At 40.4% G+C, this 17,736-nt stretch carries 16 protein-coding genes; 3 read left to right on the forward strand and 13 right to left on the reverse strand.

Features of this window, described 5'->3' with window-relative positions:
- The coding region (locus tag L1077_RS24765) for a hypothetical protein (RefSeq protein ID WP_237139474.1) at positions 1-418 on the forward strand (418 nt) is incomplete at its 5' end.
- 182 nt (positions 419-600) lie between these two features.
- Here the strand turns inward: L1077_RS24765 and L1077_RS24770 are convergent.
- From L1077_RS24770 to L1077_RS24805, 8 genes are all read right to left on the reverse strand, one after another.
- On the reverse strand, positions 601-2,169 hold the full coding sequence (locus L1077_RS24770; protein ID WP_237139475.1) for a vanadium-dependent haloperoxidase: 1,569 nt from the start codon (positions 2,167-2,169) through the stop codon (positions 601-603).
- 598 nt (positions 2,170-2,767) lie between these two features.
- The gene (locus L1077_RS24775) at positions 2,768-3,109 is read right to left on the reverse strand and encodes a hypothetical protein (RefSeq protein WP_237139476.1); all 342 of its coding nucleotides are present in this window, start codon (positions 3,107-3,109) and stop codon (positions 2,768-2,770) included.
- Between the two features lie 80 nt (positions 3,110-3,189).
- Positions 3,190-4,086, reverse strand: coding sequence for a PhzF family phenazine biosynthesis protein (locus L1077_RS24780; RefSeq protein ID WP_237139477.1), 897 nt, complete (start codon positions 4,084-4,086; stop codon positions 3,190-3,192).
- Between the two features lie 46 nt (positions 4,087-4,132).
- Positions 4,133-4,585: a pyridoxamine 5'-phosphate oxidase family protein gene (locus L1077_RS24785; protein ID WP_237139478.1), complete on the reverse strand. Its 453-nt coding sequence runs from the start codon at positions 4,583-4,585 to the stop codon at positions 4,133-4,135.
- A 55-nt stretch (positions 4,586-4,640) separates the two neighbouring features.
- Positions 4,641-5,129, reverse strand: coding sequence for a hypothetical protein (locus L1077_RS24790; protein WP_237139479.1), 489 nt, complete (start codon positions 5,127-5,129; stop codon positions 4,641-4,643).
- A gap of 41 nt (positions 5,130-5,170) precedes the next feature.
- Positions 5,171-5,515, reverse strand: coding sequence for a VOC family protein (locus tag L1077_RS24795; protein WP_237139480.1), 345 nt, complete (start codon positions 5,513-5,515; stop codon positions 5,171-5,173).
- A gap of 31 nt (positions 5,516-5,546) precedes the next feature.
- Positions 5,547-5,996: a GNAT family N-acetyltransferase gene (locus L1077_RS24800; protein ID WP_237139481.1), complete on the reverse strand. Its 450-nt coding sequence runs from the start codon at positions 5,994-5,996 to the stop codon at positions 5,547-5,549.
- Positions 5,997-6,009: 13 nt separating this feature from the next.
- A complete protein-coding gene (locus L1077_RS24805) occupies positions 6,010-6,399 on the reverse strand; it encodes a MazG nucleotide pyrophosphohydrolase domain-containing protein (protein ID WP_237139482.1) in 390 nt (129 codons plus the stop codon).
- Between the two features lie 634 nt (positions 6,400-7,033).
- Between L1077_RS24805 and L1077_RS27700 the strand changes: the two genes are divergently transcribed.
- Together L1077_RS27700 and hisC are read left to right on the forward strand one after the other, a co-directional pair.
- A complete protein-coding gene (locus L1077_RS27700) occupies positions 7,034-7,510 on the forward strand; it encodes a CPBP family intramembrane glutamic endopeptidase (protein ID WP_369334839.1) in 477 nt (158 codons plus the stop codon).
- A gap of 178 nt (positions 7,511-7,688) precedes the next feature.
- Positions 7,689-8,786 (forward strand): histidinol-phosphate transaminase, encoded by a 1,098-nt coding sequence (hisC, locus tag L1077_RS24810; RefSeq protein ID WP_237139483.1) that lies wholly within the window; start codon positions 7,689-7,691, stop codon positions 8,784-8,786.
- A gap of 60 nt (positions 8,787-8,846) precedes the next feature.
- Here the strand turns inward: hisC and L1077_RS24815 are convergent, their stop codons facing one another.
- From L1077_RS24815 to L1077_RS24835, 5 genes are all read right to left on the reverse strand, one after another.
- Positions 8,847-11,777 (reverse strand): M14 family metallopeptidase, encoded by a 2,931-nt coding sequence (locus L1077_RS24815; RefSeq protein ID WP_237139484.1) that lies wholly within the window; start codon positions 11,775-11,777, stop codon positions 8,847-8,849.
- A 207-nt stretch (positions 11,778-11,984) separates the two neighbouring features.
- Positions 11,985-12,356: a DUF2237 family protein gene (locus tag L1077_RS24820; protein WP_237139485.1), complete on the reverse strand. Its 372-nt coding sequence runs from the start codon at positions 12,354-12,356 to the stop codon at positions 11,985-11,987.
- 225 nt (positions 12,357-12,581) lie between these two features.
- Positions 12,582-14,216 carry a methyl-accepting chemotaxis protein gene (locus tag L1077_RS24825; RefSeq protein WP_237139486.1) on the reverse strand — a complete coding sequence of 545 codons (1,635 nt, stop codon included), beginning with the start codon at positions 14,214-14,216 and terminating at the stop codon, positions 12,582-12,584.
- A 524-nt stretch (positions 14,217-14,740) separates the two neighbouring features.
- Positions 14,741-16,114 (reverse strand): pentapeptide repeat-containing protein, encoded by a 1,374-nt coding sequence (locus tag L1077_RS24830; RefSeq protein ID WP_237139487.1) that lies wholly within the window; start codon positions 16,112-16,114, stop codon positions 14,741-14,743.
- A 96-nt stretch (positions 16,115-16,210) separates the two neighbouring features.
- Complete coding sequence (locus L1077_RS24835) at positions 16,211-17,632, reverse strand: hypothetical protein (protein WP_237139488.1); 1,422 nt, start codon at positions 17,630-17,632, stop codon at positions 16,211-16,213.
- Positions 17,633-17,736 lie beyond the last annotated feature (104 nt).

The raw sequence follows: 17,736 nt of genomic DNA on the forward strand, positions 1-17,736 counted from the left end.
TGCTACCTTTTCAGGAACATCCCCTACAGATATTACTTATATCGAGCCCGTTGCAAACAGTGAGTATATTGGTGAATTAGTGTGGTTAGAAAGTGAAAAAAATTGCTCACAAAAGAAATGGAGTGACGTGCCATTTTTATCTTCTCCAATCGTTGACCCTACATTATATAAGATATTGTCTAATTTAGACTCACTATTAAATGCAACGACCAAAAGTAATGTTGAAACCAATTTAAAAAAAGAGAAAATTCTCAGCTTTAAGAAACATCCAATAATATCAATTGGTGTGGAACGAGACATAACTAATTATTATTACAAGATCAATATCGGAAACGACACATGCACTCACCTAACAATCTACACATTAATAAATGAAGACTCTTTCGAAGTAAAAAGTGCCTATTTGGCAATGTGTTAATCATGCGAACAACCTACCTTACTCTCAATAAAAATAAAGCAATATATCTATCAACTTAACATTAGAGACGAAGTGACTTTAAGGACAAAAGTATAGGGAAATAAATTAAAGAGACACGATCCAAACAATCATGTCTCTGAGAGAATCAATTGATATTAGATAAAATTGAAAAGATTTACATATCAATCATCATCATTTTCAAAACTGAAACGCTCTGGTAATTCACTTAATGGTCGTCCTTGGCTTGGCGCTCTAAGCTTTGCACTACCATCAACCAAAGCGCTCACGTATTCATAAGCAAGGTCACCAAATACTGGACATACTTCAGCACTTTGATCCACTGCTGCCTGAAAATGCACGCCTCCCCAAACACGGCTCTGACCGCACTCTTTTGCAAAATCAGTCCAATTATTATAAGAAATTACAATGTCATTTTTAGGTGTGACGCCAGGTTCTACTCTTGAAGAACCAGCAGGAATTGGCAGGTAATAAACCATATTGTCATCACCAAAATGTTTTCTTAAAGATTGCGCATGCGCATTACAAAAACATGCTGTTGCTGAAGGGTACTCTGGGTGGTCTGCTTCTTCCAAATAGCTATGCCATTCTTCACCTTGCATACTGACAGTGCCCTTTCCTGGACCACCCCAAGCTTGCACAGATTCGTCTTTGTATAGCTTTCTAATCGCACTAAATGGCCTAACAGCATCAAAACGATATTTTTCTTGCCAAACAAAAATACCTGCATCAAATGCCGCTAAATTTGTCATAAAGCCGATTTGGATGAATTCAAGCAAGGATAGATTTCTAGGTCTAATATTGCTCGAAAGTGAATATGATAAAGAACGGAATTTATCATCAAACAACTCAGCTTTAATTTTTTGCTCATCCGTTAAGTTTGCAGAGGCAGCCAATACTTCTTTGGCTTGTTTACGATATGCACGTTTATTTTTGAAATTACTGTTGTAAGGCGGGGGTACTTCAAAATCATTTGGATCATCATATGAATAAGGTTCTGCAAGCGCAAACTGTGGTGTTACAAACTGCTGAATTTTATATAAACCTAACCCTTTACGCTGCATATCTGGCTGCCAATGCGAAGGGCTTTTCAATTTATATGCGGTATTAAGCGGCTTATATTGAGTATAATCTGCATATGGCATTGGATTATACTGTTTATTTGTATCACCCTCTTGGTTCATACCGTCAAACTGTCGCCCAGCAACAACTGCAAAACCTGCCGCATTACCTATCCCAATCGGGGTATTTAAGTCAGTGCTGTTGTTGTCGGGGTCCAGCCCAATATCCAATAACATTTTACGCCAAGACGCTTTATAAGTTGGCATAAAGCTATTTAAAACTCGATAAGAGGCATAAATAACCGCGGTATTAATATTTCGGTTAGTTGCCTCTTCTGCTGGCCTGCGTCCCAAATGGGAATAAACACCGACCGCTGTTGGGTGATAAGGGGCACTCGCATCGTACCAAGCATTCGTAATTAAGACGCCAAAGCGAAAGAGCAAAGATGCATCACCATAATTTGCCGATACATGCTCTTTTAATTCATCAAGGCTGCCCCAACCAACGACATCCAAAGCGCCATTGTCTTTATCAAAGTCAAACTCATCAAGATGATTTGCTTGTACATGTGTGACACAAATGAGTGATAGTAAAAACACGCTGATATTGCGCAGCTTCATCAGCTTTCGTATTTGATGAAGTAAACTTATCTTCGAAAGGTATTTATTCATTTATAAAAGTTCCTTTTGTTGGTGTATTTGCAAAGAGCAAAGCACTACTACTCACTTTGACTTTACTGGTTATAAACTGCTTGTTTCACAAAAGTACCCGCTCAGAATTTTCTAAACTAATGCCTGCTTTCAAACATATTCCGATACAACTTGAATCAAAAAAAACTCTATTAAAAGCAGCATACCCTCTAAGCTATGGCACCTACTCTTATGAGAGAAAACAACTCACAACGTAATTACCGTAAAAATTAATTCATAACCTGTTAGCCTAAAATCAAAGCGCTCAACGGCACATATGCTCAATAAAAGACACAACTCATGGTTACTCAGTGAAAAGAACGCACCTGCCGGTTATGGCAATCTAAAGTCATCGAAACAATAAGTAATTGAGCAAATGGTTAGAATACAGATGGAAGCCTAGGTTTATCGTTATGGACAAATGAAAAGCAAATTAGATATGAGGTCTCAAAGTTTAATTCGCATTTACAGATTTGGAGTTTCTATTGAGGTGATTGATTAATGTCGAGAGTAACAAATGAGGTTAGCGATTATCGAAATATCACAATTTTATACAGATTTAGGCTTGGGATGACTTTATTTAATCAATCGCCCAGCGAGCAGTTAAATTCGCTTCAAAACCAACAAGTCCACAGCCTGTAACGATTAAAATTAAAGCTGCATACCAAGAGAACTTAATATCTGAGCTTGCCTTAATCAACGCCTTATTCTTTAGCTTGACGCACTCAGTACCGAAAATCATTGGGTAAAAATCGTCAAGTTGAGCCTCATAAAACGCTTGAAAAGATGGCTTCCCCCAAGAAATCCAGTTTGCTTTTTCCTGCTCTAACCAAGCTCGATAAAAAGCCTTGCAAAAATAATAGTTTAAAACGATCACAGCCGCGAATATCACTAAAATACAGATAGCGATTATATCAAACATATTGAGCACCGATTAAGTCGTTCTGATACAAGGATAATGCAGAAAACAAGCAAGCACTAAGAACCTAGCTAGGTACTAGACTACGTTTCTAATGCGACTGCCTGCTTATCAAACACCTTGGCATAGCCACCAACTTTGACCTCACTCACCTGCCCGTTGTCTAATTTGATAGTCGCTGAAATTTCAGACGCGCATTCCATGGCACGGCCTTGCTCAAATAGATAGTCAATTGTTGTGTTTGAGTCAGAGTTGATGTGCTTAGTTAAATAACACGCAAGGGCACCACTGGCGCTACCTGTTGCAGACTCCTCAGGGATACCAAAAAGTGGCGCGAAATTTCTGCAACTGGCAGTGTAATTGGACCTTGAATCATTCAATTCAAATACATGCGCGCCAACCAAGTTATGTTTTTTGCAAAATTCACTCATCAAATCTTCGTTGAGCTTCACTTTATCAAGATAACCACTTGGTACTGGCACTATCATATCTGCAAGCCCTGTCGTGACAACTTCGATGGGTAAGCTTGTTGCAGCCAACACGTCCTCACCCAAACCGATTAAGGGCGAAATTACTTGGTATGAGAAGCTGCCTAAAAAGTCGGGTAAGCGCTGCTGCATGACAACTTGTCCGTTGGTTTCAATATGCACTTTGAGTATACCGGCCTTGGTTCTTTGTACGTATTTTCCAGCGTTAATCATGCCCTGCTCAAACATCACTGAAAATGCAGCCAGTGTCGCATGCCCGCAAAAATCAACTTCTTCGGTTGTTGTGTAAAAAGTCAGCTCAAAGTCCACCTCTTTATCTCGGGTAACAAAAGCTGTTTCTGAAAAGCCAACATCTTGGGCTATCTGTAATCTTTCAGCACATGATAAATGCTCGGCATTCAATACCACACCAGCGGGATTACCACCCGAACCCTCTAACACAAATGAATTGACCAAAAACGTCTCTACTTGCTTCAAACTAGACCACTCCAAGATTTATACCATTGATTTTATGTGTTTTTTAAAATGAGCATGCTTATTATTTGACGCCATATGTGACTTTTGCGCTTTCAATTTGCTCGGCTTCAGTAATATTAGGAAACAGCTTGTAGCTGGGTGCTACAATAGGCTTAACCTTATTCACCGTAATATGAATAATGCCCGCAACCGGATATTTATCCCCTGTTATAGGCACTATTTCTTTAAAGAGTACAGGAAAATGACTGTCAGATTTAGCGACATAACTTGCTTTACCATAGAGTTGAAAGCCCTTTTGCGTAAACACATCCACACAACTCACGCACACATTATCGTTATGTTTTATATTGCGCACACTATTTGCTGATGCAATATTGGCTATGATCAGCTCATTGTCTTTATAGCTAACAAACACTTCTTTGGGAGACACACTTGGAGCCCCGTCTTTGTCAACAGTAGCCAACCAACATAATACGCTCTGATGAATTGATGACTTAACTTCTTCTGTAAACATGATCATTCCTTTAAATAAAAATGAGTTACACAGCAAATCTCGTTAACTTATCTTACTACTTGTCCCGCTCTAATATAATTGCACGTACCGCAGGCCTAACAACACTCAAAATCAATACAATTATCACCACTGCGCCCAATGCGAGCCTTACGACTTTCAAAAACCAAGGTTGCTCCCATAGATTTACATTAGCTTGTTCACGTGTTTTTTGTTCTAAAAATGCTTGATAAGCTTCATCTAGGTCACTGTATTTATTGATTTTTGGATAATTAATGACGATACCCGCTTTAGCCAATGAGACACGTGCATGCTCAGTGTTTGCTTGGTCAACATACAGCATGTGGTTTTTAACGTCGGCATAATATGCGATGCGTTCTTGATCAAGTACATCAGCAATCAGTACCGTATCGACCAAACGCATATCTTGAACAAGTGGCCTAAATGCGGGGTTGTCTTGCTTTGCCCACACAATGATAAATACAGCAAATATGACAGATGATGCCAGTACAAGTAAAAGCTTATTGTGTCTTGTGATGTTCAGCATTTTGTTACTCTATTTTTGTTATTATTAAAAGGCTTACTTATTTAAAGCTGCCATAAACCGTGCTCATTTGCACCTAAAATGTATATGGCAAACTGACCTTTACCAGGTATTTCCATCGGTGGCATTGCAATTTTTGCCCCCAACGCCTGAACTTTTCTCACCGCTTCATTGATATCGTCCACCAGCCAATATGGACGAATTATTGGAGACTCAGTCTCTCTAAGTGGCGCTCGTACCCCCACTAAACTGCCGTCATCAAGCTGGCAAGTTTTTGCACCACCTAGCAGCGGTTCTGGATTAGAGAAGGTTTTTTGGTATGTTGTTTCGTAAACTTTCACCACGGAATCAACATCTTCAGAAACAATTTCTAAGTAATGTATTTTCATGAGCTTCCTCCAAGCATGTTTACTTGAGTATTTAAGTTAAGTTTAAATAAAGCCTTAACATATCTTTATGCTGTATACCGTTTTCAAAAATTGGCTTAGAGTAATTTTGTAAAAAATGGTTTTTAACTACACACTCCACTCTAAACCCCAATCTTTGATAATAGGTGAGTTGATAGCCAAAAGTCCCTGTACCAAGCTCAACACGTTCAATTTTTTTAGACTTCAATTGAGCAATCACATAGACCAATAATTGTGTTCCGAGCCCTTTGCCCTGCCGATTGGGCACTACTGACATATTATAAATTTCAGCGTGTCTGCAATTCACTTCACTAACCACACATGCCCCAACAATCTGTTGCGCGTCGACGGCCACAAAACACCACGCATCTTGTAAATAGGACAATATGTTGTCTTTGCTCGGATCGGCTTCAAGCAGCAACTCAATAGGCACATCACTACTTTTAACTTCCTTATACTCCAATTTACACACCTTACTATTTATGAAGAAGACCTGGCTTTACACATTCACTTTGTTCTTTTTCAAGTGCACGCTTTTGTTTTTCTTTTACTTCTGCCCAACTACCCTCTTGCTCAATCGTTGATACTCGTTGCTCATATTTGTTCACGGCACGCTTAACTATAGAGTCCATATCTATCCCAGCCTCTTTTTCGAGGGCGAGGATGATGTTTAAGTAGTTCCAAAGAATGTCGCCCAATTCATCTTCTAAATGGCATTTTCTTTGTTTTGGGATCTCTTCTAATACTTCAGCGACTTCATCTTGTAAGGCGGATAAATACGTATTTGAACCTGAATACCAGCTATTCGTTTGGTCAAAAATGAACTTTCGCTGTGCAATTGCTAGTAAGTTTTCTAAATCTGGCATCTTTATCTCACCTCAGGCTTTGAACTTTAAGCGTATGATGTTTGGCGACTAAAAGCTAAATCAGCATTGAACGGACGACAATACTTATGCTTATTGCTTAGAAGCATACCACCCGACCATTTGATTTAACTTAACCTAACTTCGCCATTATTTACATATTGGTAATTTTCTATTTTAGGTAAAATGCAAAAAATTAAAACAAATAAGGACATAAAACCTGAACTTATAATTATGTTTACACATTTTTCTCTCATTCGGCTTATTACCTACTATTTTCTTTCAATGATTCTAATGTCATTGCCAGTAGCGTTATTAGTTTATTCAAACACGTCCAATTCATTCTTGACCCTAGCCAATGCCCATACCAAAGTGCTTCTCGATATAACATCGCGTGTGCTTATACTCACGCTAATTCTGCGTTTTCTTACACCTAAGCAAAGACGTGTAGCCTTTTCAAATACAGCATCAAGAACTGAGTACACCTATATGATATATTCGCCTTGGGGCTACTCTGTATGTATTTTGCCACTGCAGACATCTTGCAATTGTATTCGCACATCGACTTTAAGTTGGTTAACGACAATTTTTTAGATACAAACATCTCACCGCAAGACGATCATTTTATTTTCTACATGTGTGTACTATTTGTCAGCTTAGTGATCGTGGTACCTATTTTGCAGAAGTCGTATATCGAGGCGTATTGCTAGGTAGGCTGTGTATAAAGCTTTCCCTGCTGTGGGCCATTGCTTTAAGCTCGCTGTTATTTGGTTCTATCTACAATAATTTTATTGGCAGTCTCATTTTGGGTATTGTTTTATGCCTAATAAGATTTAAGTATCGAACACTTGCCGCCCCTATTTTTATCCATATGGTGCACAACTTGATTGTATACGGCCTTATTTTCACCTCTTATTTTGTGAGTGTAAGCTGCATTCCAATCATCTCTGGCTTAGTGAGCGACCCCAATATCGCAACCATTACGATATTGCTCAGTATTGCCACGCTGATTATTGGCACATATTGTTATTATATCCTTCGCGACATCCCTAAAAGCAAGTTTAAAAAGCGTACTCGCTCTTTGCATAAAACACCCCTACAGCAAACAAATTAATAAGAGATACTACATACAAACGATTCCGGTTGGAGCTAGTCTCTGTCTAGCTCTACAGCGGCTCAAAATTAAATTTATAATAACCTACCCAACACGCTACCCTTGAATTTCAATTCCCGCTATGATGACAGCCACATGTACTTAATAATTACAAATGCCAAGGACTTAAGGAGTTTTTATGCAAAGTATCAGTACCCTCATTTCTGAGCAATTTAGTCAATTACAACCCTACAAAGCTGGCTTAACAACTGAAGCGATACAAGAACAATATGGCCTTGAACAAGTACATAAGTTTGCTAGTAATGAATCCCCTTTTCCGCCTTCAGAATTGGCAATGCAAGCAGTCGCTGAGGCAATGCATAGTAGTAATCGATATCCTGATTATCAAAAGCTTCGTTCGGTTATTGGCGAGCAATTTCAGCTATCTGCAAGCAACGTGATACTCGGGTGTGGTTCAATCAATATTCTCGATATCATTTTTCACGCTTTTAACAGAAAAGATAGCAACGCTGTTTTTACAACATGTAGCTACTTCGCATACCCACTTCTTGCGCAAAAATCAGGCATTGACGTAAAGCTTGCACAGACTGACGAAAACCTAGGCCATATCGCACACAATTTGTTAGCTCAGTGCGACGAAAACACCAGCTTATTAGTTATTGACAACCCAAGTAATTTTTCCGGCAGTGCGCTCGATGCCAAAGAGTTAGAATACATTCTTAGCAATGTCCCAAAGCATACTTTGGTTGTGCTTGATCAAGCATATGAAGAGTTTACTGATGCAGCCCCCTTATCCATTCACAGCCAAACGTTTGCAGATCACCCAAACCTAATTGTGACGCGAACATTTTCCAAGGCATATAGCTTGGCAGCGCTGCGTATTGGTTATGCACTTGCTAACTCAGAAATAATAGACTGGCTAAATCGCGGACAACAGCCTTTCCCAGTATCAAACTTAGGCATTGCCGCCGCCATTGCCTCATTGCAGGACAAAGCATACAGTGACATGGTGATTAACAGCGTTAAACAAGGCCGTAAATCACTGGCTGATGGACTCAATCAGCTTGGATTAAAGTGCTACCCAAGCCATTCAAATTTTGTATTGGTCGAATTTGGCGAAAACGCAGGTAACATTTATCAGAAGTTATTGGAGATGGGTTATATCACGCGCCAAATGCAAGTATACAAACGGCCAGATCTCATCCGTATTTCTGTTGGTAATAACGAAGAAAACGCCAAGTTACTCAACGCGCTCAAAACACTACTCAATCCATAGCTGGTAATCAAAAAGCACAACCATGAAGGGGTAAACACCTTCATAGTTGGGTCTGTAGGTTTAAAGCTTAGTTATTGGCGTGTGCGCACCAAGTCCCGAGCCATAAACAATGGCATTCAGCAGCAATCGATTAGTGGCAAGTGTAGAGCCCCTAAATACTGGTTGACCAGAGAATAAAATGATTTGCCCGTTGCCTTTTCTTTCACGAGTCAAATAGGCTGAGTTAGCAAGTCGTGTACTGGCCTCAGGCCATAACAAGCCACTCATACGCAGTGTCAGCTCTTGCTTTTGGGGTAACGTCGCCCATCCCACTTTACGCGAAACGGGTTTATCTTTTGCATTTTTGACGTGTTTTTTCCACGCGCTGGCATCCATTTCTTGGTAGCTGCCAAACCTTACCGCGGTTTCTACGCGGCCTTTACTCATCAAGATGGGATCTCTTGCTGTTAAAACAGGGATCACAGGCGGCGCACCAAAAGTAAGCCAATGTTTTTGATCCGTTCTTGCAGCGACAATCGCACCAGACGTTCTAAATTGAGCAAGCCACTCATCTTGCTTTTTCAGCTGCTTTTCTGAAAGCGGTTTTGCTTTGGCATCCCAAGGATAATTGACTGTACTTACCGCGTTATGCTGCCAAATATTGCTGATTTCTGGGTAGCTGTCTTGCTGTGCCAACCATTCTCTTTGCAATGCGATGTCGTATTGCTCAATCTCTTTGAATGTGTCTTTTATCTCCCTCACTTGGCTTAGCTTTGCTTTCGGGTTGGTCAACTGAGGAACAGAGCCATCAATCGCAATAAGTGTGCCGCCGGACTCAACCCAATTGTTGATAGCAGATAGTTCGCTCTTTCCTAATTTACTGCGCCATGTTGAAGGTAAAACGAGCGTGTTGTATCGCCTTAGATCTGTCCAATTAAAGTAATTGCTATCAATGTGTGAATGACGAATGCCTAAGTTGCTGTCTATGCTGTGCCAAATTGCACCAAAGTCCAGTGAGCTTACGCCACTGCCATTTAAAATCGCAATTCTCGGTTGAGCCAATACTTTAAAGTGAGAGCCACCAAAATCAGGTAAATCACCTTCTCCGTGCCCACCAGCAACCCCGTGCGCGGTAATATGCATTTCTTTGGCTGTTTTTTCAACTACCGCATCTAAATCACCTGCGAAAAACTCATTGTCATAACGCGAAACAATAATGGAACCACGGCTGATATTCACATCATCCAACACAGTTTCTTTATCGATAATCCGTGTTGTCACGCCGCGCTCCATCAGCCGTGCTGCAAAGCCAACCGATGCATCGTCTTGACCGTCAATGACATACGCCAAAGCGTTCTCTTTTTTAATGATTGGCGGGCGCTGCTCAGGGGCTTCATAAGGGCGAATATCTTCGTTAATGTCTTCTTTAACAGTCAATGCTTCAAGGCCGTACATCATGGAGATATTCCACGCCGTCGCGTCATACATCAAGCTTGAACCGTTTCGCAGTAGACGCTGACGCTCTTCAATTAATACCTCATCCGTAATTTTTGCATCAAACTCCAACATGGCTGACACTAACCGACCTTGCGATTGGCGATTACGGATCAGTAGCGTGCCAACTGGCAGTTCTGTTTTAACTTGCTCACCGAGCTGGTTTTTAGCCTTGCTCACTTTAATCGGCTTAGTGCTTTGGTGTAGTTCAAAGCCTTGCAGCTGCATTAAATTGACAAACTTGGCCATACGCTGATGATTTTCAGTTGGTAAAATAGCAAAAGTTTGATCAGCAAACGGGCTGTCTTTTGAGATGAGCTGACGCTTATCTTTGACAAAATCTCGATAAATATCTTTGGAGTGTTTTGCTAAGGTTTTAATGTTAGCAATGCTACTAACCAGTTGCTTATCAACCCCTTCTGCATAACTAACTATACGACCATTAGGCTGCATCACGCCGTCTTCTTTGATCCGTGCTTGCTCGTACAGAATATGAATGGTGCCTCTAAAAGCAGCATAACTCGAATAGCCTGGATATAAGTTTTCTAGCCACTCACCCATATAATAAGGCCAATTTTCTTTATCTAACGCATCAGCTTGGTCTTGTTCAAACACTGTGCCCCATTTTCTGATATGTGATGAAAGATTTTTGTTTACCGGCTCTCTTGCCAAACCAAATAAATAAGTATCCATCGGCCCCATTTCATGGGCATCTATCATTAACTGTGGATTCCATTCATTAATGGATCGAACAATTCCTTGCGTTTCTGGGTGCACACCCAGCGTAAAGTCACGGTTTAAATCAAAATAGTAATGGTTGCTTCTGCCAGTTGCCCATGCATCTGTATGCAATGTGGACTGCGTGTCAACATTCGGAGCGACGCCGCGACGCTGTTGCAGCTGCTTGGTAAAACGTGCACGACCGTCTGGGTTCATCAAGGGGTCGATAATGATCACGCTTTTATCAAGTAACGTTTCAATATCTTTCTCTTGCGATGCAATGAGTTGATATATGGCGGCAAGTGCCGCGTCACTGCCCGATGCCTCATTGCCATGAATGGTATAAGCTAACCATGATACCGCAGGTAGACGATCAATAATGCGCTTTTCTTCAGAGCTGGATAGATTGACCGGGTTTGCAAGTCGCGCTAAGTCAGACTTGATTTGATCAGTGTTAGCCAAGTTTTTTGCTGACGAGATGACCACATAATGTAAAGGTCGCCCTTCATGAGATTGCGCATATTCAACTACTTGCATTCTGTCACTGACTTTTTGCCATGCCGCCAGTGCCTCTGTAATTTGAGCCGGTGTTGCAGCGCGCTGCCCAACAGGAAAACCTAATATACTTTCGGGTGTGGGAATAGATGAGCTCAATTTGCCCTCAACTAAGGGTTTGTTGTAATTCAGCCCTTGCAGCTCGGTTGGTAAGCGCGTGACGCCATCAGCTGCGTTGGCACTCATTGCCAAAGTGCTTGCAATGGCAATAGACAATGCCTTATATGAATTGAGCATATACATTGTTGATTTCCTTATTATTGTAATAAAAAAGCAGCTGACCTATTTTTAAACTGTCAGCGTTTTAGACACTATCACTGGCTATTTTTACGGTCAAACTGTGGACGATAAAGCGAAGAAATATAAGACAAAGTTCTATGTCGATAACAAGCGTTTGAAGAACTGGCACATAGCTACCAGTTCTTTATATCCCATTTTTTATGAATGGACTTAGTCAATGCTGAACTCTTTCAATACGTCTAAATCTATATACTCCAAAACTTTTTCATGCGTTGCACTGAGCTTAACAGGCGGTGCAAACCCAGCTATATATGCTTCTTTCCACCTAAGAGCACATAAACACCAGCCATCACCCGGCTTTAAACCCGGAAACTGATACTGAGGCGCTGGCGTACTTAAATCATTGCCTCTTGCTTTAGTAAATGCCAAAAATTCTGCTGTGACGATTGCACACACCACATGTGTACCATGGTCCATGTCATTCGTATTGCAATAGCCATCACGCATAAATCCGGTTAACGGATCGATACAGCATACCTCTAGGTCTCCACCCAATACATTTTTCGCTTTCTCTAGCGCCATTATTTCGACTCCATTTAATTCGATGATCAATCATGAAAAAATAAATGTTGGTACGAGGTACGACTAAATAGGGATTACTTTTTCAGGGATTAAAACCTGCTTTGTTCAATATCAATAGCGAGCTAAATCTATTTTCGTTCTTAAGGAGAATTTTGTTAAGAAGGGAGCAAGAGAGCACAAGCTTTTATTAGGCATGCGCTCTCTTCAAGAGTTTAAAGCAAAACACTAACCCAGCTTAAAACCGCCGACTGCCTCGCGCAGTTTTTTAGCACTGGCCATGGTTTTATCAGCTACCTCTTCGTTTTCCACAGCTGTATCAAAGTTATGGCGTGTGCCTTCTGACATTTGCGTCAAGTTACCGCTTATGTCTTCTGTTACCTTACTCTGCTGCTCTGTTGCCGTGGCGGTTTGCACTGCAACATCCGATACACGCGCCGATGCTTGGGCAATTTTATCCAAAGACTCCAAAGTCTGAGAAGAGCACTCCACCGTTGAACTCGTTGACTCATTGCCTTTTTCAATCGACGATACCGCCTGCTCGACGCCCTGTTGCAAGTTTGAGATCATTTCTTGAATATTTTCGGTTGATTGCTGTGTTTTACTGGCAAGCGTGCGTACTTCGTCAGCAACCACTGCAAAACCTCGTCCCTGTTCCCCTGCTCTTGCAGCCTCAATGGCCGCATTTAACGCCAGTAGATTGGTTTGCTCTGCAATACCGCGTATAACATCTAAAACCGACGTTATATTTGTTGAATCTTCGGCAACTTTAGAGATTGTGTCTGACGCATGTGCAACCACCTCTGATAACTGGGTTATTTGGCTCACCGTTTGGTTAGTCACGCTTGTTCCTTCGTCTGTCAGTTCGTTCACATGTGATAAATCTTGCGCGGTCAGACTGGCATTTTTTGCCACCTCTTTAATTGCATAAGACATTTCATTCACAGCAGTGACAATCACTTCAATGGCTTGAAGTTGATTAGAGCACGTATCGTGAATATCTTTAGAGCCCCGTTCCAGAGACTCCACCCCTTTAACAACCGACATAGACTCATCAACAATGGTACGTATCAGCTCTGATAGACCTGCAACAAACTTATCAAATTCATTAGCCACATCGCCTAATTCATCATCGCGGTCTGAGTTAATGCGCTTGGTCAAATCCCCGTCACCATGGCTCATCTCTTTTAGCTGCTTTGCCAAATCATTGAGCGCATTAGCCATTTTTTTAGGCGCGATTACCCCAATGGCAATAATAATCGCAACCACTATGGCGCTGATCACCCAAATCACGGTCAAAGTGCTGTTTACTTCACTGATTGACTGGTTACTCACCTCACCACTTATCCTATCGGCGGCCTCACCTGCCAAATTAAAATACTCCCTAAGGCTGTTAAAGCTTTGTGTTGCGACCCCTTCACTTTGGATTATGGCAGCGCTTTTATCACCTTGGCGAATTAAATCAAACACCTTTTGAGAGTCGCTGAGCCAAGCCCTGTACTGGTTATCAAAACCCCGAAGCGGAGAAAGCGCACTGGGGTAATCTTGCATTAACTCACGGTATTTGTTCATGCGATCAAGCGCTTGCTGGGCATTTTCTTGATAATCAGCATATAAGCTGTTGTAGCTGCTATCCAAGTTGGTGCTGTACAAAGTGTGCTGCTCTGCGGATAGCGCTTGATACAAATCTCTATCCGCATTGATAACAGCAGAGATTGCGGGATTAAATTTGTTACCAACTTCACTGAGGCTTTTTTCAGTTTTAGATATAAGGAATAGATTGATAGACACAACCGCGATAAAAAACACAGAGATGGCAAAAAACAAGGATGAGTATTTGACTTGCAGACTTTTGAAGTTCATCTAAATTCACTATTTGCTTGTTACTTATTACAAATATAGTTAGAAATAGCGAGTTTTCAGGGGAAATTGGTGTTGAGCTAAGCTTTCTTCAACACCGGCAATACGAAATATATACGGAATGCCTTGGACGATTGTCTGCTCTTAGCTGCTGGAACTGTAACTCCTCCATGAAACTGAGCTCTAAAAAATTAGTCTGTAGTGTGAATACAGCCCTATCAAAATTTATTACCCCAGAGGGGAAAAAATTAGAAAAGCTTATTTCTTTAGTATCTTCATTTAAACAATTAACAAAGTTTATACCTAAGAAGTCTACATTGTGGTTTGGGTGTTTCTTTACCCATGAATTCATCTCTTCAACCCCTTTTAACCTTATCTCAACAGCTTTCTCTGGATTCAAAGTAGGTGCCTCAGTAATTTCGAACCTTTTTCATGCTTTTAACTCTTAGTGGTACAAATAATGCTTTAATAGAATCATAGATACCACTTGGAATATAAAATTAAACGCGTGATTAAGTTAGTCTTGTTTAAACCCTAAACCTATTTCGAAGACCTAAGCCTATCAAGAAGATAAAAACAAATGAGATACCTGCGTGTGCATAGCTATATAGACCATAGTCTTCAGGAGGACTATCTCCATAAAGTTTCGCTAAACCAGCTTCGCGTTCTGTTTTTGATATCGATATAAATGGAGTTACAGTCGCTATTGATACTGTAATAGCAGTTTTAAACTGACCTTCTTCTTTGTGTATGTTTTCAGGTTGTTTAAGGCTGTATGTAGCGAACATTATTATTGATAAAGCTAGATAAAAAACTGGCCTTGCTATGCTTTGTCCATAGTTGCTTGTTGCTGAGTAAAGCATATCTAACATTGATTGCCACGGATTTAATGCTCCCCACCTACTAGCTCTTTGCTCATCAGCATGAAATGCTAAAGCTCTTTTATGATTTTTGTTAGACTCAGCTATTTCCTTTAACCTACAAAGGCGTTCAGCGTCATCTGAGTCAACAGCTTTTTCACGGAGAGCTCCATATTCAGTAATAGACCTTCTCAGATGAACATTTAATTTACTTAGATCTACATGGTGGTTGGTTTTGGTTTGCCTAAAATCAGGTATGCAATTGTAGTTACCTGATATTGAAAACTGTTTTTCAAATATTGCTCCTTGAAAATTGGGAAATACGAAACTTCCTATGTCACGGGGCTCGAAGCGAAAAACGGACTCAAAACAAACGTTTTCAAAACCCATTATTCCCTTCGCTATAAAGGTAGAAAAAAAACTCCCATTTTTAAAGGTCGTAAATGAAAATTCAGCACCACTTTTAAACTCTGACATAGAGAAATAAGCCTGCTCTAAGAACTTAGCCTTCCTAAAGCTTGAGTGCCAATCAAAACAAGTATGCTGAAAAAGAGCATTACCTTTAAATTTAGCTCCTTCGAAGAAAGACTTATTCCTAAATTCAACGTACCTAAAGAAAGCATCTTTCTCAAAATTTACGTATGACATCCGTGCATATTTATGAAACTTTGAATGGGAAAAATTCACCTCGGCACGAAACTCAGCATGATCAAAAACAGCTACATAACTAAACTCCGCACCTTTGAAGCTAGTCTTCCCACCGAAAACATAGCCTAAAAATTTCACTCGTTTCTTGCTATCAAGCTCTTCTAGCTGACTTTTTATGTGTTCTTGGTCAACGAGCTGGTTTTTTAGCCATGCGTAATTAAACTTAACACCTTCAAAACTAACTTCAGCTTTTGGGTTCTGCTCCATCCACTTATTCCAAACATCTTTTCCTTTAAGCCATAAAAGGAGTGCATCATCACCATCTAACTTTGCGACCTTTTTCGGGTGCTTCTCAGGCTCAGTAGTTGCCTCTACTTCCAATTCCTTTTCCATACTTAAATATCTCGTAGTGGTATATGGATTCTATGATACTGATTTAGAGGGGATATGGAATAAAAAAGCCCCAATTCAATATGGGGCTTTGCTTGCTTAAATCCTGAACCTATTTCGAAGGCCTAAGCCTACAAGGAATATCAATATGAATGCGGAAAAAGAATACAAATAACTATACAAGTAATACCTTTCTGGCACGCCATTGTTAAAAATTTTATCTAGGCTGCTCTTCCTAGCCTCTCTTGATATGGCCATAAAGGGGGTTATAGTGGCTATAGATACAACGAGAGCTGATTCAAACTTCCCTCTTGCCTCCCGCTCTCCGTAACTACAGGTGAATTGCGCAAAAAGAAATATAGTAAACATCAATAATACAATCGGCCTTTTCACACTCTGCCCATAATTACTTGAAAAAGAGTAAATGCCATCCAAAATAGACTCGAATGAACTAATGCTATTCCATCGTCTTGCTCTCATTTCCTCAGCGAAAAATGCTAGAGCCTTATCGTGGTTTTTATTTGAATCGGCTATTTCTTTGAGTCTACAAAATCGTTCTGCATCTTCTGGGTCTGAGGCGCTTTCTAATATTACCCCTTTATTTTTCTTACGATTAAGTTGAACCTTAAGACCGCTAACATCAAAGTGATGATCTGTTTTAGTTTTACGAAAATCAGGTACACAAGCCAGTAAGGCTGATATATTTACGTCTAGCTTAAAATGAGCTCCGTTAAAGGTTAACTCCTTAAAATTGCGCTTTTCCTCTCCGAGTTTTAATTCAAATGTAGATTCAAAGTAGCATTTTTCGAAGAAGACACAGGCCTTCTCAAAATCACAGTTTAAAAACAATACGTCCTTATGAAATCGTGAGCGGTTATAATGCAAAGCTGCTTTAAATAAAGAGTGATAGGCTGAAAAATTACCTTTAACATTCATCGCTCTAAAGTTAACTGCCCCATGAAATGTGCAGGCCGTCATTTCAAATCCCGCTGAGAATTGAGAGTTTTGAAATGAAGATATCCGACCCACAGAGCAATGTCTCATTTCGAAATAATCCGAGAAACGTCCGCCCGAACAATTCAATGCTTTAGTAAACAAGCTACCTTTAATCAACGCGCCTCCACCTATTCTTGCGAAATCTAACCGCAAACTTTCCTCAAAGGTGGTAGAGCCAATCACTAATGAGCCAGAAACCTCTATCTCACCCAGCTCACAATCATCCTTAAATGTTGCTTTGTCAATTGATAGCGAGCCCGGGAATTTAGCCCTATGAAAGGAGGTCTTTTTAGGGAAAATATAGCCTTTAAAACTGACTTCGGTAATGCTGGTTCTCTCACTAAGCAAAACCTCAACCCTTGCATCCTCAGAATAATTTTTAGTCAGCATTTCATCGCTAAAATCTATCCCTCTGAAGTCAACCTCTTCAGGTGTCTTCTCCATATAGTCATTCCAAGCATCTTTCCCTTCCAACCAGAGTCTAATTAAATGGGCGCTTTTTGCTTTAACTACCTTGATATCCATAATGCTACCTTGCTAATCAGATGTTTTATTGATGTTATCATCGAGTAAGGGAGCACAATAGATCTAAATTTGGGAACAAAACCTCACAGAATAGCGAGGTTAGT

Source organism: Pseudoalteromonas luteoviolacea, assembly GCF_021654285.1.
Lineage (GTDB): Bacteria > Pseudomonadota > Gammaproteobacteria > Enterobacterales > Alteromonadaceae > Pseudoalteromonas > Pseudoalteromonas luteoviolacea_J.

Excerpts from the sequence above, each read along its gene's own strand:
- L1077_RS24805 (WP_237139482.1), bottom strand. The coding sequence starts at position 6,399 with ATGCCAGATTTAGAAAACTTACTAGCAATTGCACAGCGAAAGTTCATT.
- hisC (WP_237139483.1), top strand. The coding sequence starts at position 7,689 with ATGCAAAGTATCAGTACCCTCATTTCTGAGCAATTTAGTCAATTACAA.
- L1077_RS24830 (WP_237139487.1), bottom strand. The coding sequence starts at position 16,114 with ATGGAAAAGGAATTGGAAGTAGAGGCAACTACTGAGCCTGAGAAGCAC.
- L1077_RS24785 (WP_237139478.1), bottom strand. The coding sequence starts at position 4,585 with ATGTTTACAGAAGAAGTTAAGTCATCAATTCATCAGAGCGTATTATGT.
- L1077_RS24775 (WP_237139476.1), bottom strand. The coding sequence starts at position 3,109 with ATGTTTGATATAATCGCTATCTGTATTTTAGTGATATTCGCGGCTGTG.
- L1077_RS24815 (WP_237139484.1), bottom strand. The coding sequence starts at position 11,777 with ATGTATATGCTCAATTCATATAAGGCATTGTCTATTGCCATTGCAAGC.
- L1077_RS24790 (WP_237139479.1), bottom strand. The coding sequence starts at position 5,129 with ATGCTGAACATCACAAGACACAATAAGCTTTTACTTGTACTGGCATCA.
- L1077_RS24770 (WP_237139475.1), bottom strand. The coding sequence starts at position 2,169 with ATGAATAAATACCTTTCGAAGATAAGTTTACTTCATCAAATACGAAAG.
- L1077_RS24835 (WP_237139488.1), bottom strand. The coding sequence starts at position 17,632 with ATGGATATCAAGGTAGTTAAAGCAAAAAGCGCCCATTTAATTAGACTC.
- L1077_RS24820 (WP_237139485.1), bottom strand. The coding sequence starts at position 12,356 with ATGGCGCTAGAGAAAGCGAAAAATGTATTGGGTGGAGACCTAGAGGTA.
- L1077_RS24825 (WP_237139486.1), bottom strand. The coding sequence starts at position 14,216 with ATGAACTTCAAAAGTCTGCAAGTCAAATACTCATCCTTGTTTTTTGCC.
- L1077_RS24795 (WP_237139480.1), bottom strand. The coding sequence starts at position 5,515 with ATGAAAATACATTACTTAGAAATTGTTTCTGAAGATGTTGATTCCGTG.